Origin of the sequence: Rhodococcus sp. 15-725-2-2b (assembly GCF_002259075.1) — a bacterium.
In the GTDB taxonomy this organism is placed as follows: Bacteria; Actinomycetota; Actinomycetes; order Mycobacteriales; family Mycobacteriaceae; genus Rhodococcoides.
Genome location: NZ_NPFL01000010.1, coordinates 310,358 through 335,672, shown reverse-complemented (window position 1 = coordinate 335,672; position 25,315 = coordinate 310,358). Strand labels below are relative to the sequence as shown.

Sequence of the window (25,315 nt, the reverse complement as noted above, 5' to 3'; positions counted from 1 at the left end):
GGTCAGTTCTCCTGTTTCGAGGTATCGCCGAGCAGGCGGGTGCACAGGCGGTCGAACTCTTCGCCCCACCCCGCCTGATCGGTGCGTGCAAGTCCGCCGAGGTCTACTACAGTACGTCGTGCCTGGGCGTCGGCGGTGAGTCGGACCCAGATTCTGCGACGTTTGATCACCAGTGAGACGAGCAGTCCGCCCATCATCGTGAGCGCGAAGACGAGTACCCAGGTCTGAGCCGGGTCGTGCGAGACCTGAAGGTTGACGAATTCCTTCGCTCCGTCGAACGTGACGATCGTTCCGTCGCTGAGGGTCGCGGATTCTCCCGGCATCAGGTTGACGCGGTCCTGCTTCACGAGTCTGCCCTGGGCGATCATTTCCTGATCGAGCGAGAAGATGGACTGTGGCAGTCCGGTGTCGAGTCCGGTGTCGCCCTTGTAGATGTCGATGGCGACGGCGGGGTCGTTCATGGCGGGGAAGCTCGACGACAGCAGGCTGCCGTGGAACGACGCCGTCGGCGCGAACAGACCCTCGATGGCGATCTGATTCTTGCGCCGGTCGAGAGGGTCGGGATACAGGCCGCCGGGCGGGTCGACGCGCAGCACTCCGCTGGAGAGGAAGGTCGTGGCGTCCGTCGGCTGCCATTGGATGGTGTCGGTGCGGGTTTCGCCGTTGGGGAACGTCACGGTGAAGGTGGGTGCGTAGCCGTGCCCTTGCAGGTAGACGCGGTCCCCAGCGACGCGCAGCGGGTGGTTGACCTGAAGTTGGTCGTCGCGCCAGACGTTGTTCGTGAGGTCCTGGCCCGCCTGGTACTCGATGTTGGAGGTGAACATCTCGGCCTGGCCGGTGTCGAGGTAGTCGGCGGTGAAGTCCTTGACGCGCACGCACAGTGGCTCGAGGTCGGTGCCGTCGACGAGGTTGCCTGCGCGGAACGAGTCGTAGTTCGCCGGGGTCGAGGTGCAGAAGCCCGGGCCGTCGTCGGCGATGACGATGCGGTTGCCCTCGTAGCCGAGCAGCTTGCCCATGGCGATGGCGGCGAGCAGTCCGACGAGGGAGAGGTGGAAGACGAGGTTGCCGAGTTCGCGGACGTAGCCCTTCTCCGCCGACAGCGTCACTGCTCCGCTGTCCTCGGTTCTCTGGGCGACGCGCCAACCGCGCAACTGAGTGCGCACCTGTGCGGCGATCTCCTCCGGCGTTCCGTCGACGTCGTAGCGGGTGTGGTGCGGCAGGCGGGAGAGGTTACGGGGCGCGCGAACCGGCTTGGTGCGCAGTTGCTTCGCGTGCTCGATGCAGCGCGGCAGGATGCAGCCGATCAGCGAGATGAACAACAGTGCGTAGATCGCGGTGAACCAGAAGCTGCCGAAGACGTCGAACAGTTCCAGCTTGTCCATGATCGGGCCGAGGGTCGGGCGGTTGGCGATGTACTCGTCGACCTTGCCCGCGTTGAGGCTGCGCTGCGGCACCAGGGCACCGGGCACAGCGGCGAAGGCAAGTAGGAACAGCAGAACCAGCGCGGTGCGCATGCTGGTCAGGCCGCGCCAGGTGTTGCGAACCAGGGCCACTCCCCTGCCCAGCACCGATTGCTTGTGCGGCGGCGACGCTTCGGTGCGCTCTTCGGTGTCGGCGGTCATATCGGCAACACCACATCGGAGACGAAGGCGTCGCGCACCCAGCCGACGAACTGATCCCAGGCACCGGTGACCAGTGCAATTCCTACTGCTATCAACATGATTCCGCCGAACACCTGTATCTGTCGTGCATGTGTACGTAGCCAGCCGACGCCTCGCAGCGCGCTGACCGAACCGAACGCGAGGATCACGAACGGTAAGCCGAGACCGAGGCAGTACGCCACGATCAGGACGACGCCGCGCGCTGCCGTCGTACCGTCGGTACCTGCGGCCAACGAGATGACGCCCGCGAGCGTCGGCCCGAGGCACGGGGTCCATCCGAGTGCGAAGACGCCGCCGAGCAGCGGTGCTCCGGCCAGTGAGCCGATCTGTTTCGGCTCGAAGCGCACATCGCGCTGCAGGGCCGGGATCAGTCCGACGAATACCAGGCCCATGGCGATGGTGACGACGCCGCCGATCCGCATGAGCAGTTCGCGGTTGATCGCCAGGACGGAGATCGCTCCGAACACCGACGCGGTGGCGAGAACGAAGACGACGGTGAATCCGAGAACGAACAATCCCGCCGCCCCGGCGACGCGCAATCGACCGCTGCGCACCTTCGTCTGCACAGCTGCCTCGTCGGCGCTGACGGCCGGAGCGTCGGCTCCGACAACTCCGGCGAGGTACGACAGGTAGCCGGGCACCAGGGGCACCACGCAGGGCGACGCGAAGGAGACGAGCCCGGCCAGCACGCAGGCCCCGAGGGCCAGGATCAGTGGCCCGGAGGCCGCAGCTTCCTGGAAACTCGCGCCGATCCCGGCCAGGTGAGTCACGTTCACTGCTGCACTGGCTCCTCGGCTGCCACGCGTTCGACGACGGGTTGCAGGTCCTCGGCGAGCAGCTCACGCAGGAACACTGCTGCGACGCGGTGCTGCCGGTCGAGCACGACGGTCGTCGGAATGACGGAGGTGGGGACGCCGCCGAGCGCGGTCAGGGTGCGCATGGGCGGGTCGTAGATCGAGGAGTAGCTGACGTTGTTGCTGACCACGAAGTCCTGTGCGGCGGTCTGCGACTCGTCGCGCACGTTGATGCCGAGGAACTCGACGCCGAGGGACTTGGTGGCCTCGTAGACGTCTTCGAGGTCGTCGGCCTCACCGCGGCACGGTCCGCACCATTGGCCCCAGACGTTCAGAACCACGACGTCACCGTCGTAGTCCGACAACGAGGTCGTCTTGCCCTCGGTCATCAGATCCGGCCCGGACAGTTCGCCGATGGTGCCGCGTTCGTCGGGCTCGTAGAAGATGTCGGTCTGCCCGCCGGGTGAGACGAACTGGAAAGTGCCGCCCTGCGCCACCGCGTCGGTGCCGGTCGAGCATCCTGCGACAAGAGCGATGGCAGACGCTGCACAGACGGCGAGGAAAAATCTACGCACCGGTGATCCTCGGATCGGATGCTCCCGCGGGCTCGGAGTAGACGAGGTCAACGAGCTGATCGCCCTCGTAGACGAGCGAGGTCAGCGACGCGAGCCCGCACTGACGATTGCGCGGGTCGTGCCAGAGCCGGTCGCCCTGCAGGAACCGGCGCAGCGTCCACACCGGGAGCTGGTGGCTTACGCACACGGCCTCGTGCCCGACGGCTTCGACGCGGGCCGCGTTGACGGCGGCGAGCATGCGGTGCGCGATCTGCAGGTACGGCTCGCCCCAGGAGGGGGTGAACGGGTCGCGCAGCTTCCACCAGTGCCGTGGTCGGCGCAGGGCACCGTCACCGACGGCCACGCGGAGGCCCTCGAATTCGTTGCCTGCTTCGATGAGGTTCTCGTCCTCGGCGATCGACAGACCGTGGGCCGCTGCGATCGGCGCGGCGGTCTGCTGCGCGCGCAGCAGAGGTGATGCCACGACGTGGGTGATGTCGTGGCCTGCGAGCGCATCGGCCACTGCCTTGGCCTGCGACTGGCCGGTCACCGACAGCTTGAAGCCCGGCAACCGCCCGTACAGGATGCCCTTGGGGTTGTGCACCTCGCCGTGCCGGAGGACGTGCACGATGGTGCGCGTCGTCGAGTGCGGATGTGTTGCGGGGGCCTCGGTCACGTCGGGGTCCTGTTTCTCGCTAGTCGGGTGGTGAATCAGTTCGTTGCGGTGGCGGCAGCTGCGGCTTTCGCGGCGGCCGGGGCCGCGTCGGCGATGATCTCGAAGGCTCGGTCGTCGAGGGCAGCGGAGACGAACCAGGCCTCGAATGCACTCGGCGGCGGGTACACCCCGCGGGAGAGGAAGGCGTGGAAGAACGCCGGATATCGCCACGTCTGCGCGGCCTTGGCCTGCGCGTAGTCGGTGACGGGTCCATCGGCGAAGAACACACTCACCATAGTGCCCGCGAACTGCACGTGATGGGTGACGCCTTCGGCGGTGAGGGCGTCGCCGAGCAGTGTTCCGAGTCGCTGCGAGTTGGTCTGCAGCTTCTCGTAGACGGCTGCGTCGGCCAGTTGCAGACTGGTCAGTCCGGCCGCGACGGCGACGGGGTTACCGCTGAGCGTGCCTGCCTGGTACACCGGTCCGGCGGGCGCGAGATAGGCCATCACGTCCGCTCGACCGCCGAATGCCGCGGCCGGCAATCCGCCGGACATGACCTTGCCGAAGGTGTAGAGGTCGCCTGCGATTCCGTCGATGCCGTACCAGCCGGATGCGCTGACGCGGAAGCCGGTCATCACTTCGTCCATGATCAGCAGTGCGCCGTGCTCGGTCGCGAGGCGGCGCAGTCCCTCGTTGAAGCCGGTGACCGGAGGGATGGCGCCCATGTTGCCTGCGGCTGCCTCGGTGATGATGCACGCGATCTGGCCCGGGTTGGCCTCGAAGGCCGCGGTGACGGCGGCGAGGTCGTTGTAGGGAACGACGATGGTGTCCGACGCCTGTGCGCCGGTGACGCCGGGCGAGGTCGGCAGTCCGAGCGTGGCGAGCCCCGAGCCCGCGTCGGCCAGGAGGGCATCGACGTGGCCGTGGTAGCAGCCCGAGAACTTGACGATCTTGGTGCGGCCGGTGAAGCCGCGAGCCAGACGCACGGCGCTCATGGTGGCCTCTGTGCCCGAATTCACAAGACGAACCTGGTCGACGGGGCCGACGCGACGCACGATTTCCTCGGCGAGTTCGATTTCGCGGAGCGTGGGTGCGCCGAACGACAGGCCGGTCGCGGCTGCCTTCTGGACGGCTTCGACGATGGCCGGGTGGGCGTGTCCGTGGATCATCGGACCCCAGGACGAGATGAGGTCGACGTAGGAGTTTCCGTCGGCGTCGGTCATGGTGTATCCGCTGGCCTGCGTGATGAAGCGGGGCGTTCCGCCGACCGACGCGAAGGCACGTACCGGCGAGTTGACGCCGCCGGGAATGACCGCGCTCGCGCGGGCGAAGAGTTGGGCCGATACGGGGGCGTCGTTGCCGGGGGAAACAGTCACGACTTCCAGTGTCCCAGGTTCGGTGAAATCACCAACTACAGGGCGTAATAATCCGGAAAGCGGGGGATCGGCCTGTTTCGGTGGTTGAACGGCGAGTGCGCCGGGTAGTCGGTGCCGATGACCAACACCGATGGCGTCAGCAAAGTCGCCGAATTGATGTCCGAAGCCGGGCTCTGCATGTTCACCACCGTCGGCCGAGACGGTCACCTCATCTCGCGCCCGATGGCGCTGCAGGAAGCCGAGTTCGACGGCGACCTGTGGTTCTTCGCCGCTCACGATTCGCGGAAGGTGAGCGACATCGCGGCGAACCCGACCGTCAACGTCTCGTTCCAGTCCGGCGAGGGCTGGGTGTCGTTGTCCGGTACGGCCGCGGTGGTCGACAACACCACCAAGGCCGAGGAACTGTGGAACACCCGAGCGGCCGCGTGGTTCGAGAAGAACCCCGATTCGCGCGAGGTCGACCTGATCCACGTGGCCGCTGAGGGAGCCGAGTACTGGTCCACCCCTGGGTCGAAGGTCTCGAACCTGTTGGCCTACGCCAAGGCCAAGATCACCAACGAGCGACCGGACCTCGGCGAGCACGACGTCGTCGAACTCGAATTACCGCACAATTCGACCGGCTAGTACCGATCGTGCCGGGCTCGCCCCGGACGGCAGCAGCTTCTACCGGTCAGTTCGTGCGGTGGTGTCCGTTGTCCGTGCGTGGGTCGACGGTGTCGCGAACCTTCTCCCCGGTGCTACGCGGGTCGGCGCTGGTGTGCGTGGCGGCATCACGATCAGCGGCGTTTCGTGTCCCGGAGTCGTGCCGGCCGGGGAAGGTCTCGCCGACGTCTGCCCCGCGGTGATGCGCTCGATCGTGATCATCCGACCGGCCGTCGTTGTCCGTGTGTGCGGCCTCGGCACCCGATCGGTGATCGACGTCCGGATCGAGTTCGTTCGCGCGAGCGAATTCGGCGTCCAGCTCATCGCGCGACTTCGCCGCAACACCCTGATGTGACTGAGCCTGCTGCGCGAGCTTGTCGGCCTCGGCTGCTTTGACATCCGCTTCTGCCCGGGCCCGGCGTGCCTTGGCCTCGCTTTCCCTCGCCAGCAGTTCACGCTCTTCGACGATTGCTGCGTCGTTGGCTGCCTTTTCGCGAATCTCGTTCGCTTCCAACCTCTTACGTTCCTTGCCCTTGCGTGCGACGACGACGGCGAGGGCAACGACGACGAGTACGACTACTACTGCGACGATGATCCATACGGTGGTGCTCATTGGCGGACTCCCATGTTCTCGACTGCCGGACCGGCAGTCGATCTATGCCGGGTACCCGAGTAAAGACTCGACAAACTCACCTAAGGCACCGACCGCCACGGCTTCGAAAGCGCGCAACGGGAGCAGACCCGCCTCCTCCGGGATACACGCGATGAGCCCGACACCCGTCACGAGCGGCAGCTCGTCGAGGTTGACCCGCGCGGCCAGGCTCGGTGCGGCGGGCCACGACCCGATCACCAGACCTGCGCAGTCGACGCCGGCCGCCCGCGCTGCCGCAACGGTCAGAGCACTGTGGTTGAGCGTTCCCAGCTCCGCACCGGCCACGATCACGATCGGCGCAGACATGGCCTTGGCGACGTCGAGCACGGTGAACCCTCCTGCGCCCAAACGCACCGCCACTCCCCCTGCGCCTTCGACCAGCACGAGGTCGTTGGCTGCGTCGAGCTCGCGCACGGCTCCGATCACAGCGTCGAGTTCGAGCATCGGCCGACCCGATCGGCGGGCCGCGACGTCCGGGGCCAGCGGCTCGGGATACCGCGCCAGCTCCACTCCCCGAACGCCCGAAAGGCGTTGCACCACATCGATATCGGCTTCGTCAGGGTAACCGTCTCCGACGCCGGTCTGCGCCGGCTTGCACACAGCGACGGACCGCCCGCCTGCCCGCGCTGCCGCCGCGAGTGCCGCGGTGATCACGGTCTTGCCGACTCCGGTCGACGTTCCGGTCACCAGCAGAACCGTCACCACACAACCGCCGCATTCGACACCGCCGCGAGGACCGACGCGGCACGATCGATGTCGGTGTCGGTGAGATCGGCGCGCGCGGTCAGTCGCAGTCGAGAACCGCCGGCCGGAACCGACGGCGGCCGGAAGCATCCGACGCGGACGCCGAGCTCGAGGCAGTCCGCCGCCGCGCGCACTGCCCGCTGTGCGTCGCCCATGATCACCGGAACGACCGCCGATGTCGTCGGTTCGACGCCTGCTGCGGCGGCAAGTTGTGTTGCACGTATACCGATCGAGTGCACCCGGTCGGGTTCGCCCCGCAGGACGGTCAGCGCGGCCGACGCCGCTCCGACGGAGGCGGGTGCGAGTCCGGTGTCGAACACGAACGTGCGTGCACCGTGCATCACCTGCGTGCGCACCGCTGCCGGCCCGAGCACCACTCCACCCTGCGATCCGAGGGCCTTGGACAGCGTTGCGGTGATCACCAGGTCCGGCGCTCCGGCGAGGCCTGCTTCGTGGACGGCTCCCCTGCCACCGTCCCCGCGTACACCCAATCCGTGCGCCTCGTCGACGACGAGCACCGCGTTCCGTCTCCGGCACACCGCGTACAGCTCGGCCAGAGGCGCGAGATCGCCGTCGGCGCTGAACACCGAATCGGTCACCACGAGGGCCCGCTGTTCGCGACGCTCGCGCAACAGCTGGTCGACGTGGCCGGTATCGCAATGCCGAGCGACGGCCACCCGGGCCCGCGACAGGCGGCAGGCGTCGATGAGCGAGGCGTGCGACGCGGCATCGGAGATCACCAGCGCGTCTCGGCCCGCCAGTGCCGTCACGATCCCGAGATTGGCGGTGTAACCGGAGGAGAACACCAGTCCGGCCTCGGCTCCGACGAACTCCGCGAGATCCTCCTCGAGGCGCTCGTGTGCGGTCGTCGTCCCGGTGACCAGCCGCGATCCGGTGGACCCGCCGCCCCATCGGCGCACAGCGGCGCAGGCTCCGTCGATGACGGCCGGATGCCTGGACAGTCCGAGGTAGTCGTTCGACGCCAGATCGAGGATGTCGTCCTCGGCGGTGCGGGCGATCACGATGCGCTCGAGACCGTCCTCGCGTCGGGCGTGCGCGGTGGCGTCGAGCCAGTCCAGAGCGGTCATGGCAGCACCATACTTGAACGCCGTTCAAGTATGGTCGCGCGCCACCGCCACCAGGGCTTCGGCGATGGTAGCCACCTCCGCATCGGTACAGATGAACGGCGGCATCGCGTACACCAGACGCCCGAACGGCCGCAGCCACACTCCCGCGTCGACGGCCGCTGCCGTGGCCCGTGCCATGTCCACCGGACTGTGCATCTCGACGACGCCGATGCCGCCGAGAACGCGAACATCGTCGACTCCCGACAGCGACCGGGCCGGCGCGAGGCCGGCGGCCAGTCCCGATGCCAGAGCCGCGACCTCGGCGCGCCAGTCACGCGAGAGCAACAGATCCACCGAGGCCACCGCGATCGCGCACGCGAGCGGATTGCCCATGAACGTCGGCCCGTGCATCAGGCCGCCGGCCTCGCCGGCCGAGACCGTCTCGGCCACCTCGGTGGTGCACAGCGTGGCCGCCAGGGTCAGATATCCGCCGGTCAACGCCTTGCCGATGCACATGATGTCGGGCGCGACACCGGCGTGGTCGGCTGCGAACAACTCCCCGGTTCGGCCGAAGCCGGTGGCGATCTCGTCGAAGATCAGCAGGAGGCCGTACTCGTCGGCCAGGCGGCGTAGTTCCACGAGGTAGCGCGGGTCGTGGAACCGCATTCCACCGGCGCCCTGCACTATCGGCTCGACGATGATCGCCGCCAGTTCGCTCGCGTGTTCACCGAGTATCTTCTCGAATTCGGCGACGTAGTCGGCGTCGAACGCCACGGGCGGGGCCGGAGCGAACACCTGCTTCGCCAAAACATCGGTCCACAGCGTGTGCATCCCGCCGTCCGGGTCGCACACGCTCATCGGAGCGAAGGTGTCTCCGTGGTACCCGCCGCGCCAGGTCAACAGCCGCGTGCGGCCGTTCTCGCCGCGCCCACGCCAGTACTGCAGCGCCATCTTCACCGCGACCTCGACCGAGACCGAGCCGGAATCGGCGAGGAACACCTTGTCGAGCCCGGCGGGGGTGATGTCGACCAGCAACTCGGCCAACCTGGCCGCCGGAGCGTGTGTCAGTCCGCCGAACATGACGTGGCTCATCCGGCCCAGCTGATCGTGCGCGGCGGCGTCGAGCACCGGATGGCGGTAGCCGTGCACCGCCGCCCACCACGAACTCATGCCGTCGATGAGCTGCCGACCGTCGGCCAACGTCAGCCGCACGCCCGACGCACTGTCGACCACCAGCGGGGTCGCACTCGCCGGAAACCGGCTGTAGGGGTGCCAGAGATGGTCGGAGTCGAGTCGACGGACGTCTTCGGAAGTCAGCACGCCAGAGCACACTGCCACAGCACCCGACCGGCCGTCCCGAGACTGGCGAGGTGGCGAAATGTCCGAATCCATTAGCATCGCAGCATGACGACGCGGACCGTGACGAGACTCGTGGGGGTGGTCGTGGCCGCAACGCTGACGCTTGCCGCCTGCGGGGGCACGGCCGCAGCGCCCGTGCCCACCACGACCGTTCCGGACTTCGCCGTCGACACCTCCACCCCCGTCGGTGCCCTCAACGAACGCATCCTGCGATGGATCAACGCCGAGGAGGCACCCGACCCCGCCGAGGTCGACGCCGTCACCGGACCCGAGCTGGCCGAGGCTGTCGCTCCGCTGGGTGGTCTCGCCGGGCCACTCGAACAGCTGCGCGCAGGCGCTCCGAACGTGGCCATGGGGTTCGAGGCCGGTCCCGATTCCGGCGTTCTGCGTTTCACCACCGCAGGCATCCCGGCCACGATCACGACGTCGATCGATGCGGACGGCAAGCTCGACGGCTTCCTGGCCCGGCCGGACCTTCCGACGATCTCGTCGTTCGACGATCTCGACGCGGCACTGTCGAAGGTGGCTCCGAACTACTCCTACAGCGCGTCACGGCTCAACGGCGGCGACTGCGAGTCGATCTACTCCACCGATGCGGACTCGGTGCTGCCCCTCGGGTCGGTGTTCAAGCTGTACGTCCTCGGCGCTCTCACCGACGAGATCGAGGCAGGCACGGTCCGATGGGACGAGCAGCTCACCGTTCGCGACGCCACCAAGAGCGCGCCGTCCGGCGAACTGCAGAATCTGCCCGACGGCACGAAGGTGTCGGTCCGCGACGCGGCCGAGAAGATGATCTCGTTGTCCGACAACACCGCAACGGATCTGTTGATGGATCGCCTCGGCCGCGACCGGGTCGAGCGCCAGCTCTTGGTCATGGGTCATCACGATCCGTCGGTGATGACGCCGATGATGGACACTCGGCAGTTCTTCGTCATCGGGTTCGGCGATCCGAACATGCGGGCCGAGTGGTCCGCGGCCGACCCCGACACCCGGGCCGAGCTGCTGGCGCAGGCGGACGCGAGGCCGCTCGAGATCGACTTCGAGAACTTCCTGGACAACCCGGCGTCGGCCGACGGGGTCGAGTGGTTCGCCAACGCGCAGGACGTCTGTGCCGCGATGGGTTACCTGGCGACGAGTGAGTCGGCCGAGGAGAACCGTCGCATCCTGGCGATCACTCCGGGGGTGCAGCTCGACGCGGCGCTGTGGCCGTATTCGGGGTTCAAGGGCGGCAGCGCTCCCGGCGATCTGGCGGGCGCGTTCCTGGCCACCGATGCCGCCGGTCAGGACTGGATCGTCACCGAGCAGTTCCGGGCCGACGACGCGATCGATCCGATCCCGTCCAGCTACGCGTTCCTCGTCGCCCAGCAGGCTTTCGCACTGCTGAAGTGAGTGGGATTTGTAACATCGGTGTTACTGCTGCATTACACTCGCGGTCGTGGAGGCACAACACGAACCAGCCCAATACGCGTGGCCGGAGGGCTTCAAGGAGTTCCTGGTCGGTGAGTTCACCGACTTCAGCCCCCTGGTGAACAGGGCTCTGGAGGACAACTGCGCGTCCCTGTTCCACGACGGTCCGTACGCGAAATCGGGCTTCTGGCGCACCGTCCGCGCGGTGTGGAAAGAATTCGTCTGGCCGGTCTGAGATTCCGGCCTTCACGGGCGGCTGCAAAAGGTTACCGTCGAGTATGGCAACCACAACGGATCACCTTCGGAACACTCTGGACGGCCGCTGGCGAGATGTGAAGAACGAGGCGCGCAGGCAGCTTGCCCGCGACGAGTTCCGTCCGCACTACACGCCGAACACCGTCATCGCCCGCACCAAGGCGATGGAACAGCTCAAGCTTCTCGCCGCTGCAGGCGCTGCCGACAACGGCTTCAAGAAGGAACACGGCGGCACCGGTGATGTCGGTGCAGCGGTGACGATGATCGAGATGCTCGCGATGAGCGATCTGTCGCTGATGGTCAAGGCCGGCGTCCAGTGGGGGTTGTTCGGCGGTGCCATCGAGAATCTCGGCACCGAACGCCACCACGAGGCCTACGTCCCCAAGATCATCAGTCTCGACCTGCTCGGCTGTTTCGCCATGACCGAGACCGGACACGGCAGTGACGTGCAGTCGCTCGAGACCACAGCGACGTACGACCCGAAGACCGACGAGTTCGTCATCAACTCCCCCACGCCGTCCTCGCGCAAGGACTACATCGGTGGTGCCGCCGAAACGGCGACGGTCGCCGCGGTGTTCGCCCAACTCATCACCGCAGGCCCGGGCGAGGAGCCCGAGAGCCACGGCGTGCACTGCTTCTTCGTTCCACTGCGCGACGAGAACGGTGACGACCTGCCCGGTGTCACCACCTCGGACTGCCAGTACAAGGGCGGTCTTCCCGGAGTCGACAACGGCCGCCTGATGTTCGATCACGTCCGCATCCCGCGAGACAATCTGCTCAACAAGTACGCCGACGTGTCCGACGACGGTACGTACTCCTCCCCGATCGAGAACAAGTCTCGACGGTTCTTCACGATGCTCGGCACGTTGATCCGCGGACGTGTCACGGTCGGCGGCAGTGCCGCGGCGGCTGCCCGTGTCGCCCTCGACATCGCGACGCGATACGCGTTGCAGCGCAGGCAGTTCTCCGCGCCCGATTCCGATCAGGAGGTCCTGATCATGGACTACCTGGTGCATCAGCGTCGACTGTTCCCACTCATCGCCAAGTCCTACGCCCTGCAGTTCGCGCAGAACGAGCTCGTGTCGAAGATGCACGAGCTGCAGACCTCGGACAATCCCGACGCCGAGGAGCAGCGCGAGCTCGAATCGAGGGCTGCCGGCCTCAAGGCGGCGAACACCTGGCACGCCACCGCCGCGATTCAGGAGGCACGCGAAGCGTGCGGCGGCGCAGGCTATCTGGCCGAGAACCGGCTGATCTCGCTCAAGGCCGACACGGACGTGTTCACCACGTTCGAGGGCGACAATCATGTGTTGACGCAGCTGGTCGCGAAGGAGCTGCTCACCGCGTACGCCGACGACGTCAAGTCCATGAGCCCGGTCGAATGGGTCAAGTTCGCCGCCGACATGGTGGGCGACCGCGTCGTCAAACGCACTGCGGCCCAAGCGATCATGCAGACCATCCTCGATCGGCGTCAGGACAACGAGGAAGAGGGCTCGCTGTTCAACCGCGGCACCCAGGTCAAGATGTTCGAGGATCGCGAGGAGTACCTGCTCTCCACGGTCGCCCGCCGGCTGCAGTCCAAGTCCAAGGAGACCAGCCCGTTCGAGGCGTTCAACGCGGTGCAGGATCACGTTCTGCATGCCGCGAGCGCGCACATCGATCGGATCATCTTCGAGGCATTCATCGCCGGCATCGAATCGTGCGAGGACCCCACCACCAAGGATCTGCTCGACGAGGTCTGCGACCTCTACGCGCTGTCGGTGATCGAGGCGGACAAGGCCTGGTTCATCGAACACCGCTACCTGTCCACCGAGCGATCCAAGGCCGTCACCCGCGCCATCAACGAGCGGTGCCGCACCCTGCGTCCGCACGCCGAACTGCTCGTCGACGGCTTCGGAGTGCCCGAGGCGTTGGTCGGTGCTGCGATGCTCGGTGAGCCCGGGGCCGGAACCGAGGAAGAGCCGGCCGCGAACCCCAGTCACGCGCACTGACGCGTAGCCGGGTTCAGCCGGGAACTACCGCGAAGACCCGGCAGGGACCGCCGGTCGCGCCTGCGTGCTTCGGAGCGCCGACGACGACCGTCGCCCCTGCCGGGGGCACCGCGTCCAGATTTGCCAGTGCCTCGACTCCGTATCGGCCTGCCCCGAGAACCGCTGTGTGAGCCGGGTATTCGCGGTCGTTCATCCGGTCGAGGCTCAGGGTGTCCACTCCGATTCCGACGATGCCCCGCTCGCGTACCAGCAGCTGCGCCGCGTCCGCGCCGAAGCCGGGGGCCGCACGTTCGGCCAGCCTGTTCTGCCAGCCACTGTGCATCACCACCAGCGCGCGGTCCGGAATCCGGCCGTGCTCGCGCTCCCACTGCGCGATGTCCTCGCTCGTCACCACGGCCTCGGGGTCGGACGCGGCCCGGGCGGAGATGTCAACCACCACCAGCGGGGCGATCAGATCCTCCAGGGGCAGGATGTCGGCCGTCGCGCCGCCCCGAATGCGGTGCGCCGGGGCATCGATGTGCGTTCCCGTGTGCTCCCAGTACGAGAGTTCGTTCACCAGGAACCCGCCCAGTTCGTAGGCGGCGACCGGCCGCATCGTGAACGGTTCGCTGCCCGGCCACACCGGAAACGTCGGGCTCAGGGTGTGGGTCAGATCGACCAGGCGGCCCGCCGGAATCGCCGAACCGACTACGGGTTCGGCGCGCGCCGCCCCGGCCGTCGCAACGGTCAACGCGGCGGCCCCCAACGATCCGAACAGCGCCCTACGGCCGATTCTGCGGTGAACGGTCTCGATGACCTCGGGGCCGCACATCAGTCGGCAGCGGGGGTGACCAGCAGAACCTTGTCGTCCGATCCGTTGTCGGTGGTCAGGAGGAATGCGCCGTCGTCGCCGAAGCTGGTGAGCGAGCGCAGTCGACCGTACGTACCCACCAGGGCGTCGGCCTCGTCGACGTATTCCGTGCCGTCCTCGGACAGCTTCAGAAACGTCAGCTTCTCGCCCTGCTGACTCGAGATCACCGCGGCCCCGTTCCAGGAACCCCATCCCGCGCCGTTCGCGAAGGTCAGACCGGGCGTGGCGATGGTGGGACTACCCGAGCTCCACACGGCGGCGAGTGCACCGGGCACGCGGGTCGGATCGGTCATCGGTACCGACTCGTCGTAGATGAACGGGAGTCGATCGGGGCGGTAGCCGTAGTTGCCGCCGGGCACCAGCAGGTTCATCTCGTCGTCTCGGGTCGTGCCCTGCTCCACCTCGTAGATCTGACCGGTGCCGGGTCGAATCGCCAGGCCTTGCACGTTCCGATGTCCCAGAGTGAAGATGCGATCCGGGGCGTCGGGTGCGGCGGTGCCGTCTGCATTGATATGTAGCACCTTGCCGCCCAATGAGTTCCGATCCTGCGGAACCGTCGGCGTCGCCGTGTCTCCGGTGCCGACGTACAGGGTGCCGTCGGGGTGGGCCAGGATGCGGCAGCCACCGTGACGACCGCCGTCGGCAACGGGAATGTCGTCGACGAGGGTGCCGGTGCGGGTCAGAGCGGTCCACTCCGGGTCCACGGTCCACGAGAGCACGGCGATGTGGTTCTCGCTCGCGCCTCCCGCACTTCCGGTTCCGGCGCTACCGGTACCGCCACTACTGCCGCCCTGCACACCCTGGCACGTGTAGATGGTTCTGGATGCGGCGAAATCCGTCGCGAGAGCTATGCCCATCAGGCCCGTCTCGCCGGACGCGTACAGGTCGTCGAGGTCCGCGGCGAGTTCGCGGGTGGCACCGCCGACGTCGCGGATCACGAACCGTCCCGAGCGTTCACCCGTCAGCACCGTTCCGTCCGGCGCGACCACCGCATCCCACGGCTTGGCGAGTCCGTCGAGCACGGTGGTGACCGTCAGATCGGGGAGCGGGTCGGCCTGCGCCGTCGCGGTGGTCGTACCGGCGAGCGTCAGGAAGACGCTGGCAGCGATCACTCCGGAACTGGACACCAGCTTGTTCATCCACACTCCTGACGACGATCCGCGACCGGCCCGATATGACCGGTATCACATGATCTTAAACACACTCTTCGGGCAAACCGCCGACTCATGACGCGATTCGGTTCCCGGCAGCAGAACGAATCCCCGGCAATCCTCCGTCCCACGTAGTGGCGGCAACCCCTGGTCAGCCGACCCCGGGGGTGACGAGCAGCACCTGGTCGTCGGAGCCGTTGTCGGTGGTGAGCAGAAAGCCGCCGTCGCTTCCGAAGGGGGTCAGCGACCGCAGCCTGCCGTACGTGCCCTCCAGTGCCTCGGCCTCGGCGACGTACTCGGTTCCGTCGTCCGACAGTGCCAGGAAGACGAGCTTCTCGCCCTGCTGACTCGAGATCACCGCCGCACCGTTCCAGGAACCCCACTGCTCACCGTCGGTGAACGTGACGTCGGGGGTGGCGATGGTGGGATCACCCGAACTCCACACTGCGGGCAGGGCACCGGGAACCCGGTCGGGGTCGGTCATGGGGACCGATTCGTCGTAGACCGACGACCGTCGATCGGGGCGGTAACCGTAGTTGCCGCCCGGCACCAACAGGTTCAGCTCGTCGTCTCGGCTCGTCCCCTGCTCGACCTCGAAGATCTGGTCGGTTCCGGGACGGATCGCCAATCCCTGCACATTGCGATGACCGAGAGTGAAGATCCGATCCGGGGCATCGGCTGCGGCGGTGCCGTCTGCGTTGACGTGTAACACCTTGCCGCCCAGTGAGTTTCGATCCTGAGGAACAGTGGGGCTCGCCGTGTCCCCGGTGCCGATGTAGAGCGTGCCATCGGGATGGGCCAGGATGCGGCAGCCACCGTGACGCCCGCCGTCGGCAACGGGAATGTCGTCGACGAGGGTGCCGGTGCGCGTGAGGGCCGTCCACTGCGGGTCCACGGTCCACGACATCACGCCGATATGGTTACCGTCGTCGCCGCGCACACCCTGACAGGTGTAGATCGTTCGCGACGCAGCGAAATCGGTAGCCAGTGCGATCCCCATCAGTCCGGTCTCACCGGCGGCGTAGAGATCGCCGAGGTCCGCATTCAGTTCACGCTGGACTCCGGCCGAGTCGCGGATGACGAACCGGCCGGAGCGCTCCCCCGTCAGCACCGTTCCATCGAGAGCGACCACCACGTCCCACGGTTTGTCGAGGCCATCGAGCACGGTGGTGACCGACAGGTTCGGTAGCGGCCCGGCAGGCGCGGCCGGGGAAGGAGCAGCGTCGGAAGAGCTCTGCGACGCGGTCGCGGACGACTCGCTCGGCTCTGCGCTACTGCCCTGGTCGGTGGTGTCCGCCGAACAGGCCGCCAGCAGGGCGACGCTCATGGCGAGGACGGCTGCGCCGGTGACAGGTTTCTTCACGAGCGCTCCTGACGATGTTCGATGAGTCCCATTTTTCCGGTATCACCGTTTTCGCGACTTCCGAACCACCGACCGAGTGTGTCAGGACACCAATCGATACCCGGCTTCGGCGACTGCGGCGTCCACCGCCGCGGTGTCGAGCGTCGAATCGCTGCTCACCACGACCGCACCGGAATCCACATCGACGTCGACGCCGGTGACTCCCGAGATCTCCGATACCTCTTCCGTCACCGATGCGGCGCAGTGCTCGCACGTCATGCCCTGGACCGAATATGTCGTCTGCATCTTCACTCTTCCCTCTCGAGTCAGGAACGAACCAGGCGCGCGATGGCCTCGGAGGCCTCTTTCACTTTCGCGTCCGCCTCGGGTCCGCCGTGTTTCGCGGCTTCCACCACGCATCCAGCGAGGTGGGCGTCGAGCAGCTTCAACGACACCGACTGCAGAGCTTTGGTCACCGCGGACACCTGGGTGAGAACGTCGATGCAGTAGCGATCGTCTGCGACCATTCTCGATATCCCGGCCACTTGGCCCTCGATACGACGCAATCGCTTCAGCAGGTCGTCCTGCTCGGCGCTGTAGCTGCTCATGTCCGCCATGATACCCCTACCCGGTAGGGGGTGCGCCTCCGGACACGAGTCGCCGGACGCCGTCGACCGTCAACAGTCCGGCCACGATGGCGGCAAGAGCGGCCAGCGCGATCCAGGACCCCGAGTAGAACGTCCCCGAATACGCCGGGGACACCTCCGGAACAGCGGGAAACTCCGTGGTGCGCACCCCGGCGTTCCAGCACGCCACCGCTCCGATCACCGCGAGCAGAGCCAGCACCAACTCCGCCCACCCGAGGGACTTCCTCACAGGTACTCCCGCTTCGCCGTTTCGAGAGCCGCGCGCAGACCGTCGTCGTCCTTCGCCCACGCCTGCACCAGTCCGCCGCCCACCAACCGCAGCCCGATGCCGTGCCGCTTGCGCGGGACGCCCGACAGCTCTCCGAGTACCCGCGCGGTCTCCCACTTCTTCGGCTCGTATTCGCCGTCGGCGTACTCGGCTGGGGGCAGAATGTCGTCGATCTCGTCGAGGTCGACGGTCTCGGTTCCCTGTCGCAGCCGACGGGTGGTGAGTTCGACGCTGACGTGCATCCGCGCGGCGCGGAGCTGGACGTACGTGAAACCGACGAGAATCAGCGAGAAGAGAGCGAGAGCGAACCAGTGGACCACCGGTCCTGATGCGAGCTCGACCGCGAGTACTACGAGGCAGAACACCGGCCCCCAGGCCAGCATCCGCCACCGGCCACCGGGCTCGTGGAAGAGCATGGTCTCGTCGATGGGGGTATCACTGCTCACGGATGAACCACTCCCGTGCCGACGGCCGGTAGACCAGGACCGCTGCGACCACCAGCGCGACGGTGATCACCAGCAGCACGAACGGGAACACCAGCGCGGCGAAGGTCAGCAGCAGCGCGGTGGCTCCGGACAGCGCGACCAGGGCGCGTCGGAACCGGCGGTCTCCGCTCCGGACCGGGCCCGACATCAGGCCGACGGCCAGCCCGACCACACCGAAGATCACGCCGAGTCCACGAAAGACCGTCAGGAAGGAATCGACCTGTTCGTCCGTCGCACCGCCGGTGGTGAACGACGCGCGGATCTGGTCGGCGGGGAGCGTCAGGGCGATCATGCACACGACGATCAGCAGCACCGCGGAGGTCAGCCACAGCCAGTAGGCGGCGGAAACCACTCGGGGCCGGACGATCGGTGTGTCGGTGTCTGCGCTCACGCCAGACATCCTGCCACCGGGGGTGAGCTGTGCGTTCGGCCGGCAGAGATTTCCGCGCCGACGCGACGTGCTCAGCCTGCAGAAATTCCCAGTGCCATGATCGCGATGGCGGCCGAGACGGCGAGCAGCAGCCCGAGCAGGGCCCAGCCGGGGCGACCGCTCTCGGCGGGACAGGGCTCGCGATCGACGGCCGGTGCTGCGGTCGGCTGCGTGATGCTCGCTGCTGCAGGGGTGTGCTCTGCCATGTCGGTTCCGATCACTCGAGACGATATCGACAGTGATGCTAGTCACACAGCCCGTACCGCAGCCCCGAACACGCCCGAAATTATCGAGTTCTGAAAACTACCGCCGTCCCGAAGCGACGAAGTATTCGTTGGATTCCCGACGGTGCATCAGGTAGATCGCCCCGGCGGCCAGCACTCCCTGGCCGATGCCGAGCACACTCATCACGATGTTCATCGCTCCTGCGCTCGACGCAATGGCGAACAGTTCGAGGATCATGGTGAACACGGTGAACGATCCGATGATGGTGAGCAGCATGCGCGCCCACATCTTGCCTGCGCGCATCCGCTTGACCCAGAACAGGAACAGCGCCCCGAAACCGAGTACGACGAACACCGTGACGACGAGCATCACCGTCACCATCGACTGCGTGGACTCCACCGTCATGTCGGCGGCTGCGTCCTGCGCTGCGAGGTCGTCGAGGAGGGACTGCGCGAATTCCTCGCGCGCCCCGAACAGCGTCCACACCGAGAACAGCGCCGAGAGCGCCCCGATCAGCGCCACTCCCCACCACAGGTGGCGTGCGGTCTCGACGTCGACGGGCGCCGGACGCGGGGTCGGCTCGAGCTCCGGTCCTGTCTGCGGGAACCCGTGCTCGAGCTCCCAGCGCTGCCAATCCGGCTGCGGCGGTGGGTTACCCGGCCTGTTGCTGTCTGGGTTGGTGCCGTCCGGGTTGTTGTTCGGAGGAAATTCGTTCACAACCAGCCCGCCACTTCGGTAGCCCAATAGGTCAGTACGACATCGGCACCGGCGCGTCGAATGCCGACGAGCGATTCCAGCACCGCTGCGTCGCGGTCGATCCACCCGTTCTGAGCGGCGGCGGTGATCATGGCATATTCCCCGGAGATCTGATACGCCGCAACCGGAACCGGTGACATCTCGGCGACGTCGCGAAGAATGTCGAGGTACGACATCGCCGGCTTGACCATCACCATGTCGGCACCCTCGGCGAGATCAAGTTCCACCTCGTGGGTGGCCTCGCGGCGGTTCGCCGCATCCTGCTGGTACGTCCGGCGATCGCCCTGCAGCGAGGACCCCACTGCTTCGCGGAACGGGCCGTAGAACGCCGAGGCGTACTTCGCCGAATACGCCAGCTGACCGACCTCGACGTGGCCTGCAGCGTCGAGTCCGGCGCGGATGGCCCCGACCTGCCCGTCCATCATTCCGCTCGGTCCGAGCAGGTGCGCACCGGAATCCGCCTGTGCGACGGCCATGTCGACGTACCGCAACAGGGTGGCGTCGTTGTCGATGGAACCGTTTTCGCCCAGGACTCCGCAGTGCCCGTGGGAGGTGAACTCGTCCAGGCAGGTATCGGCCATGATGACCGTCGAATCCCCGAGGTCGGCCTTCAGCCGCGCCAGGCCTCGATTGAGGATTCCGTCCGGGTCGGTTGCCCCCGAGCCGGTTTCGTCCTTGTCCTCGGGCCTCGGTACGCCGAACAGCATGACGCCGCCGACGCCTGCCGAGACGGCCTCCTCGGCGGCAGCACTGAGCGAATCCAGCGTGTGCTGAAACACTCCCGGCATCGAGCCGATGGCCCGCGGCTCGGTGATGCCGTCGGCCACGAACATCGGCAGCACCAGATGCCGTGCCTCGAGCGAGGTCTCGGCCACGAGTCGACGCAGTGCCGGCGTACGGCGCAGGCGTCGGGGACGGTCGGTGGGGAACAAGCGAACTCCTTACGGACCGGGTGTGCTGAGCGTGAGATCGGCGGCCGAGTTACCGGCGGCGCGACTTCTTGCGCGGCGGGGGCAGTGCGCCCTCGGCCCGCAGGCGGGCCGCGTGCTCGGCGAGAGCCTCGACCAGCGGTCCGACCTGTGCCGACTCGGGCTGCACATCCACGCGCAGACCGAATTCGACGGCCGTCTCGGCGGTCTTGGGGCCGATGCACGCCACCAGGGTGCGAGCGTGCGGCTTTCCGGCGATGCCGACCAGGTTCCGGACGGTGGAGCTCGACGTGAAGCACACTGCGTCGAAGCCGCCGGTCTTGATCATCTCGCGGGTCTCGGCGGGGGGCGGTGCCGCCCGAACGGTGCGGTAGGCCGTGACGTCGTCGATCTCCCAGCCGCGTTCGCGCAGCCCCTCGGCGAGCGTTTCGGTGGCGATGTCGGCGCGCGGCAGAAGGACTCGGTTGACCGGGTCGAAGACCTCGTCGTACGGCGGGAAGTCCTCGAGCAGTCCGAGCGAGCTCTGCTCACCCGATGGCACGAGTTCGGGGTTGATGCCGAACGAGCGCACCTTCGCCGCGGTTGCCTCACCGACACAGGCGATCTTGACGCCGGAGAACGCGCGAGCGTCCAGGCCGAACTCCTCGAACTTTTCCCACACGGCGCGAACGGCGTTGGTCGAGGTGAAGACGACCCACTGGTAGCGACCGTCGACCAGGCCCTTGACGGAGCGTTCCATCTGGGCCGGGCTGCGCGGGGGCTCGACGGCGATGGTCGGAACCTCGATGGGGATGGCACCGTGGGTGACGAGGCGATCGCTCATCTCCCCTGCCTGATCCTTGGTGCGAGGCACCAGCACGGTCCAGCCGTACAGGGCGCGAGATTCCCACCAGGACATCTTGTTTCGACCCGAGACGACCTTGCCGACAGTGACGACGAGGGATCCGACGAGCTCGGATCCGGCGTCGTTGAGGGTGGCGAGGGTGGCCTCGACGGTGCGTTGCTGACGGGTGGTGCCGCGGACGGTGATGGCCGCGGGTGTCTGCGGTGCCAGGCCGTGTTCGACGAGGGCACTGGCGGTTTCGGCCAGGTGACCCGATGTCGCGTGCAGTACCAGCGGGCCGGGGGCCGCGGCGAGAGCTGCCCAGTCGACCTCGCCTCGGACGTCGGCCTCGGTGTGACCCGAGCCGAGTGCCATTCCGGCGTAGCTGGGCACGGCCGATCCTGCGGGCAGGCCGGGGAGCACCTCGAACGGCACGTGCGTGCGTGCGACGGCGCCGACCTCGGCGATCACCGAGTCGGTCGTGAGCGGATCACCGGAGACCAGGCGAACCACGTCGTGGCCGTTCTTGGCTTCGGCGAGAAGGGTTTTGGCGACCTCGGCCGGTTCGCCGAGTGCCGGACGAACCTCGACACCGTTCTCGCCCGTCTCCGGGTCACGCGGAACGTCGGCACCGACAAGGGCGGTGACGCCCTTGTCGACGTCGGGATCGGTGAATGCGAGCTCGGCCGCTCCGAGCACTTCCCGTGCCCGGACCGTGAGCAGAGCCGGGTCACCCGGCCCGGATCCCACGAACAGGATCCGTCCGTTGGTGTTCTTGCGGACTGGGCTCATCGGTTGTTCTCCAGTGCTGTCTTGTGTGGGTACTGCAGTTCTATCGGGGTTGCGGTGCCCCGTTTCGGAATCAGTCGAGCGGTGGCGATCGACTCTCTTCGCACCACGGGACGGGTCGCCTTGCGTTTGGCGCGTCCGCGGACGGGTGCCGTTATGGCCCTAGACATGAGATCCACCCCGTAGACGAGAATCGGCCTGTGCCGGTTCGGTGACCGAAACGAGTTCGCGCGCACCGAGATCGAGCAGTTCGCGGGCCAATTCCCGGCCCAGCTCCTCGGCTCGCTCGGGTGATCCGACGATCGACGCGCGGATGGTGTCGCTGCCGTCGATGGCGGCGACGCAGCCTCGCAGGGACAGTTCGTCGAAGATTCGGCCGTCCTCGTCGATGGATTCGACGACCTCGGCGATCGCGCCGACCGGGGCGGTGCAGCCGGCTTCGAGTTCGGCGAGCAGTCCGCGTTCGGCTGCTACCGCGGCGCGTGAGTGCGCGTCGTCGAGGGTGGCGATGGCCGCCGCGAGATCGGTGTCCTCGACGCGGCATTCGACGGCGAGCGCACCCTGGGCAGGTGCCGGAAGCAACTGAACCGGGTCGAGTGCTTCGGTGACCACGTCCAGTCGGCCGATGCGGGCCAGTCCGGCGCGGGCGACGATGACGGCGTCGAGCTCGCCCGACGCCACCTTTCCGATCCGCGTGTCGAGGTTGCCGCGCAACGGCTGAACGTCCAATCCCTGTCCGAGAGCGCGCAATTGAGCGATACGACGCGGGGCTGACGTGCCGACCTTCGCGTCGGCGGGCAGTTCACCGAGTACCAGTCCGTCACGGGCAACCAGGGCGTCGCGCGGGTCCTCGCGAGCCGGGATGGCGGCGATGGTGAACCGGTCGTCGGCCGCGGTCGGCAGATCCTTGTACGAGTGCACCGCGATGTCGACGGTGCCGTCGGCCAGTGCCTCACGCAGCGCCGCGGTGAAGACGCCGACGCCGATCGTCTGCACGGGAGCAGCAGACAGGTCGCCTGCGGTCTTGACGATCACCAGTTCCGCTTCGACTCCGGCTGCCGCGAGGGCCACCCGAACCGTGTCGGCCTGGGTGGTCGCGAGAAGGCTTCCGCGAGTACCGATCTTGACGACGGCGGTCATTCGGCACGCTCCTGACCGGTGGTTCCGCCGGGGTAGGAGTCCGAGCGTAGATCGGTGCGGCTGGCGGTGAAATCGTCCACCAGTTCCAGCGAGCCGATCTCCATGGGTGTGGCGACGGCATCGACCGAGCCGGGGCTCAGCTCGAACAACTCGCGCAGCGCAGCGGCATAGGAATCTCCACCCGGTGTGCTGGCGAGCTGCTTGACCCGCACGGTGGGCGAATGCAGCAGCTTGTCCACGACGCGGCGCACGGTGCGCGCCACCTCGTCGCGCTGCGGCGAGTCGAGCCCTGGCAGTCGCGATTCGAGACGGAGCAGCTCTCCCTCGACCACCTCGGCAGCGCGCTGGCGCAGCGCCGTGACGGTGGGGGTGACCTCGGCAAGTCGTTGTCCGGCAAGGTAACCCGAGAGTTCACTGGATACGATCTCGCGGGCGGCCGACGCGTCGTTGGCTGCGGCACCGGCAGCAGGATCGCGCTGCAGGGACTCCATGTCGAAGACGGTGACGCCCGGCAGACCCGACACCGCGGCGTCGACGTCGCGCGGCAGACCGAGGTCGCAGATCACCAACGGTCGATCCGAGCCGCGGCGGGCGAGCGCGAGGTGGGCGTCGGCGATGGAGACCACGGCCCCCACCGCTCCGGTACAGGTGAGGAGGATGTCGGCCTCGGCGACTGCGTCGGCCAGGTCCTCGATGGCGACCGAGGTTGCTGCGATCCCGTTGGAGACGGCGTTCTCGGCCAGGTGGTCGGCTCGCTCGCGGGTGCGGTTGACCACGGTCAGCGCGCCGATGCCTGCGCGGCCGAGGTGGGCGACGGCGAGGCCGCCCATCGCTCCGGCTCCGAGGACGACGGCCTTGCGGCCGGCGAGGGAACCGTCGAACTTGTCGGCGGCGCGGTCGAGGGCGACCGAGACCACCGAGGCTCCGGCGGCGTCGATTCCGGTTTCGCTGTGCACGCGCTTGCCCACGCGCAGGGCCTGCTGAGCCAGTTCGTGCATCACGCGGCCCGAGGCCTGCTGGCCGTCCGAGGCGGCGTAGGCCGAACGGATCTGGCCGAGGATCTGCTGCTCGCCGATGACCATCGAGTCGAGGCCACTGGCCACTGCGAAGAGGTGCTCGACGGCGGCTTCGCTGTAGCGGACGTACGCGTGCTTGGTCAGGTCCGCGATCTCGAGCCCTGAGTGTTCGCCGAGAACTTCGCCGACGGCGGTCAGCGCGCCGTGGAAGGCGTCGACGACGGCGTAGATCTCGACCCGGTTGCAGGTGGACACCACCATGACCTCGGAGATGCTTCCGCTGGCCATCAGCTTGTCGGTCAGTTTCGGGCGATCGGTGTCCGTGATGGCGACACGCTCGAGAACTGCGACGGGAGCGCTACGGTGCGAAATCCCGACGAGAAGGACACTCACGGTGCAATCACCGATCCGTTTCTTGTCGAACTGTTGACTGGGCTTGGATTGCCGGCGATGCGCGGGCCGTGACTGCGGCCGAGGCGTGCCGTTGACGTGAGCGGGGGCGGCGATACCGGCTGCGGCCGGGGGGCGGTGACGATGGCCGGACCGTCGATGTCGGTCGGTCCCGAGACGTTGCGGGAGCTGTTGAAGGAGAGCACCTGCATCTCCACCGCCAGGTCCACGCGCCGCACCTCGACATGCTCGGGGACGTCGAGAACCATCGGCGAGAAGCTCAGGATGGATTCGACGCCACCGGAGACGAGTTGCTCGGCGACGCTGTGCACGGATTCGTCGGGGGTGGCGATGACGCCGATGGTGGCTTCGAGTTCACGGCAGGCGACCACGAGTTCGTCGACGTGCCGGACGGTCAGTCCGTCGATGTCGATGCCAACGCGCGCCGGGTCGTTGTCGAACAGTCCGACCATCGTGAAGCCGCGTCGGGCGAATCCGCCGTAGCCGGCCAGCGCCTGTCCGAGGTTGCCGACTCCGGCCAGGACGACGCGATGGCCGCGATCGAGCCCGAGCGCGCTGTCGATCTTGGCGCGCAGGCGCGCCACGTCGTAGCCGACTCCGCGAACGCCGTTGGGGCCGAGAAAGGACAGATCCTTGCGGAGTTTGGCCGATCCGACGCCTGCTGCGGTGGCCAGTTCTTCACTGGAGACGATGAGAACGCCCTCGTCTGCGAGGATGGAGAGGACCCGCAGGTACGTCGCCAGACGGGTGACCGTAGCCTGAGGGATGACCCGCTCTACGCCGCTGGGCGACGGGCGCTCTTCGGTCACGTCTGGGGCTCCTCGTCCGAACGGCGTCGATGCCGGTCTTCACGCTGATCCTGCGTTCGTGTCTATTTCACGGACGCTGTTCACACC

General features: G+C 67.4%; 29 protein-coding genes. 4 read left to right on the top strand and 25 right to left on the bottom strand.

The window, feature by feature from the left end:
- Window positions 1-2: 2 nt before the first annotated feature.
- From resB to hemL, 5 genes are read right to left on the bottom strand one after another with little or no spacing between them, the layout of a single operon-like run.
- Entirely contained in the window at window positions 3-1,622 is a 1,620-nt protein-coding gene (gene resB / locus CH306_RS13785) for a cytochrome c biogenesis protein ResB (protein ID WP_032393901.1), read from the bottom strand.
- The gene (locus tag CH306_RS13780; protein ID WP_032393900.1) at window positions 1,619-2,437 is read right to left on the bottom strand and encodes a cytochrome c biogenesis CcdA family protein; all 819 of its coding nucleotides are present in this window, start codon (window positions 2,435-2,437) and stop codon (window positions 1,619-1,621) included. Before CH306_RS13780 ends, resB begins: the two co-directional genes overlap by 4 nt.
- Window positions 2,434-3,030, bottom strand: a complete 597-nt coding sequence (locus CH306_RS13775; protein WP_094629718.1) for a TlpA disulfide reductase family protein — start codon at window positions 3,028-3,030, stop codon at window positions 2,434-2,436. Before CH306_RS13775 ends, CH306_RS13780 begins: the two co-directional genes overlap by 4 nt.
- The gene (locus tag CH306_RS13770; RefSeq protein ID WP_032393898.1) at window positions 3,023-3,685 is read right to left on the bottom strand and encodes a histidine phosphatase family protein; all 663 of its coding nucleotides are present in this window, start codon (window positions 3,683-3,685) and stop codon (window positions 3,023-3,025) included. The genes CH306_RS13775 and CH306_RS13770 overlap by 8 nt, the downstream gene beginning before the upstream one ends.
- 35 nt (window positions 3,686-3,720) lie before the next feature.
- Window positions 3,721-5,040: a glutamate-1-semialdehyde 2,1-aminomutase gene (gene hemL / locus CH306_RS13765; protein ID WP_032393897.1), complete on the bottom strand. Its 1,320-nt coding sequence runs from the start codon at window positions 5,038-5,040 to the stop codon at window positions 3,721-3,723.
- Between the two features lie 117 nt (window positions 5,041-5,157).
- Between hemL and CH306_RS13760 the strand changes: the two genes are divergently transcribed.
- Window positions 5,158-5,664, top strand: a complete 507-nt coding sequence (locus CH306_RS13760; protein WP_032394174.1) for a pyridoxamine 5'-phosphate oxidase family protein — start codon at window positions 5,158-5,160, stop codon at window positions 5,662-5,664.
- A 46-nt stretch (window positions 5,665-5,710) separates the two neighbouring features.
- On the opposite strand, the gene CH306_RS13755 is transcribed toward CH306_RS13760, so the two are convergent.
- Genes CH306_RS13755 through CH306_RS13740 form a run of 4 tightly spaced genes read right to left on the bottom strand, consistent with a single transcriptional unit; the run spans window position 5,711 to window position 9,462 of the window.
- Window positions 5,711-6,295, bottom strand: coding sequence for a hypothetical protein (locus CH306_RS13755; RefSeq protein ID WP_094646864.1), 585 nt, complete (start codon window positions 6,293-6,295; stop codon window positions 5,711-5,713).
- 42 nt (window positions 6,296-6,337) lie between these two features.
- Window positions 6,338-7,036 carry a dethiobiotin synthase gene (gene bioD, locus CH306_RS13750; RefSeq protein WP_094646899.1) on the bottom strand — a complete coding sequence of 233 codons (699 nt, stop codon included), beginning with the start codon at window positions 7,034-7,036 and terminating at the stop codon, window positions 6,338-6,340.
- Window positions 7,033-8,166: an 8-amino-7-oxononanoate synthase gene (locus CH306_RS13745; protein WP_094646863.1), complete on the bottom strand. Its 1,134-nt coding sequence runs from the start codon at window positions 8,164-8,166 to the stop codon at window positions 7,033-7,035. The genes bioD and CH306_RS13745 overlap by 4 nt, the downstream gene beginning before the upstream one ends.
- 24 nt (window positions 8,167-8,190) lie before the next feature.
- Window positions 8,191-9,462 (bottom strand): adenosylmethionine--8-amino-7-oxononanoate transaminase, encoded by a 1,272-nt coding sequence (locus CH306_RS13740; protein ID WP_373453972.1) that lies wholly within the window; start codon window positions 9,460-9,462, stop codon window positions 8,191-8,193.
- Between the two features lie 87 nt (window positions 9,463-9,549).
- Between CH306_RS13740 and CH306_RS13735 the strand changes: the two genes are divergently transcribed.
- From CH306_RS13735 to CH306_RS13725, 3 genes are read left to right on the top strand one after another with little or no spacing between them, the layout of a single operon-like run.
- Entirely contained in the window at window positions 9,550-10,893 is a 1,344-nt protein-coding gene (locus CH306_RS13735) for a serine hydrolase (protein WP_094646862.1), read from the top strand.
- 46 nt (window positions 10,894-10,939) lie between these two features.
- Complete coding sequence (locus CH306_RS13730) at window positions 10,940-11,146, top strand: hypothetical protein (RefSeq protein ID WP_045198931.1); 207 nt, start codon at window positions 10,940-10,942, stop codon at window positions 11,144-11,146.
- 43 nt (window positions 11,147-11,189) lie between these two features.
- A complete protein-coding gene (locus CH306_RS13725) occupies window positions 11,190-13,157 on the top strand; it encodes an acyl-CoA dehydrogenase family protein (RefSeq protein ID WP_094646861.1) in 1,968 nt (655 codons plus the stop codon).
- Window positions 13,158-13,170: 13 nt separating this feature from the next.
- Here the strand turns inward: CH306_RS13725 and CH306_RS13720 are convergent, their stop codons facing one another.
- The 16 genes from CH306_RS13720 to CH306_RS13650 all read right to left on the bottom strand — a co-directional run bounded on the left by CH306_RS13720 (window position 13,171) and on the right by CH306_RS13650 (window position 25,228).
- The gene (locus CH306_RS13720; RefSeq protein WP_094646860.1) at window positions 13,171-13,968 is read right to left on the bottom strand and encodes a cyclase family protein; all 798 of its coding nucleotides are present in this window, start codon (window positions 13,966-13,968) and stop codon (window positions 13,171-13,173) included.
- On the bottom strand, window positions 13,968-15,146 hold the full coding sequence (locus tag CH306_RS13715) for a PQQ-dependent sugar dehydrogenase (protein WP_094646859.1): 1,179 nt from the start codon (window positions 15,144-15,146) through the stop codon (window positions 13,968-13,970). Before CH306_RS13715 ends, CH306_RS13720 begins: the two co-directional genes overlap by 1 nt.
- A gap of 163 nt (window positions 15,147-15,309) precedes the next feature.
- Window positions 15,310-16,485 (bottom strand): PQQ-dependent sugar dehydrogenase, encoded by a 1,176-nt coding sequence (locus CH306_RS13710; protein ID WP_094646897.1) that lies wholly within the window; start codon window positions 16,483-16,485, stop codon window positions 15,310-15,312.
- Between the two features lie 117 nt (window positions 16,486-16,602).
- The gene (locus CH306_RS13705; RefSeq protein ID WP_094646896.1) at window positions 16,603-16,806 is read right to left on the bottom strand and encodes a heavy-metal-associated domain-containing protein; all 204 of its coding nucleotides are present in this window, start codon (window positions 16,804-16,806) and stop codon (window positions 16,603-16,605) included.
- Window positions 16,807-16,826: 20 nt separating this feature from the next.
- Entirely contained in the window at window positions 16,827-17,108 is a 282-nt protein-coding gene (locus CH306_RS13700; protein ID WP_032393890.1) for a metal-sensitive transcriptional regulator, read from the bottom strand.
- A 16-nt stretch (window positions 17,109-17,124) separates the two neighbouring features.
- On the bottom strand, window positions 17,125-17,376 hold the full coding sequence (locus tag CH306_RS13695) for a hypothetical protein (RefSeq protein ID WP_032393889.1): 252 nt from the start codon (window positions 17,374-17,376) through the stop codon (window positions 17,125-17,127).
- Entirely contained in the window at window positions 17,373-17,831 is a 459-nt protein-coding gene (locus CH306_RS13690) for a hypothetical protein (protein WP_094646895.1), read from the bottom strand. The genes CH306_RS13695 and CH306_RS13690 overlap by 4 nt, the downstream gene beginning before the upstream one ends.
- A gap of 19 nt (window positions 17,832-17,850) precedes the next feature.
- Window positions 17,851-18,291 carry a hypothetical protein gene (locus CH306_RS13685; RefSeq protein WP_094629727.1) on the bottom strand — a complete coding sequence of 147 codons (441 nt, stop codon included), beginning with the start codon at window positions 18,289-18,291 and terminating at the stop codon, window positions 17,851-17,853.
- 71 nt (window positions 18,292-18,362) lie between these two features.
- On the bottom strand, window positions 18,363-18,536 hold the full coding sequence (locus CH306_RS29070) for a hypothetical protein (RefSeq protein ID WP_155290783.1): 174 nt from the start codon (window positions 18,534-18,536) through the stop codon (window positions 18,363-18,365).
- A 97-nt stretch (window positions 18,537-18,633) separates the two neighbouring features.
- Window positions 18,634-19,272, bottom strand: a complete 639-nt coding sequence (locus CH306_RS13675; protein WP_094629728.1) for a hypothetical protein — start codon at window positions 19,270-19,272, stop codon at window positions 18,634-18,636.
- Window positions 19,269-20,243 carry a porphobilinogen synthase gene (gene hemB, locus CH306_RS13670; RefSeq protein ID WP_094629729.1) on the bottom strand — a complete coding sequence of 325 codons (975 nt, stop codon included), beginning with the start codon at window positions 20,241-20,243 and terminating at the stop codon, window positions 19,269-19,271. The genes CH306_RS13675 and hemB overlap by 4 nt, the downstream gene beginning before the upstream one ends.
- Window positions 20,244-20,292: 49 nt before the next feature.
- A complete protein-coding gene (locus CH306_RS13665; protein WP_032393884.1) occupies window positions 20,293-21,855 on the bottom strand; it encodes a uroporphyrinogen-III synthase in 1,563 nt (520 codons plus the stop codon).
- A complete protein-coding gene (locus tag CH306_RS29065) occupies window positions 21,852-22,022 on the bottom strand; it encodes a hypothetical protein (protein WP_156516050.1) in 171 nt (56 codons plus the stop codon). The genes CH306_RS13665 and CH306_RS29065 overlap by 4 nt, the downstream gene beginning before the upstream one ends.
- Window positions 22,015-22,992, bottom strand: a complete 978-nt coding sequence (hemC, locus tag CH306_RS13660) for a hydroxymethylbilane synthase (protein WP_032393883.1) — start codon at window positions 22,990-22,992, stop codon at window positions 22,015-22,017. Before hemC ends, CH306_RS29065 begins: the two co-directional genes overlap by 8 nt.
- Complete coding sequence (locus CH306_RS13655) at window positions 22,989-24,401, bottom strand: glutamyl-tRNA reductase (protein ID WP_032393882.1); 1,413 nt, start codon at window positions 24,399-24,401, stop codon at window positions 22,989-22,991. Before CH306_RS13655 ends, hemC begins: the two co-directional genes overlap by 4 nt.
- On the bottom strand, window positions 24,398-25,228 hold the full coding sequence (locus CH306_RS13650) for a redox-sensing transcriptional repressor Rex (RefSeq protein ID WP_032393881.1): 831 nt from the start codon (window positions 25,226-25,228) through the stop codon (window positions 24,398-24,400). The genes CH306_RS13655 and CH306_RS13650 overlap by 4 nt, the downstream gene beginning before the upstream one ends.
- Between the last annotated feature and the right edge of the window lie 87 nt (window positions 25,229-25,315).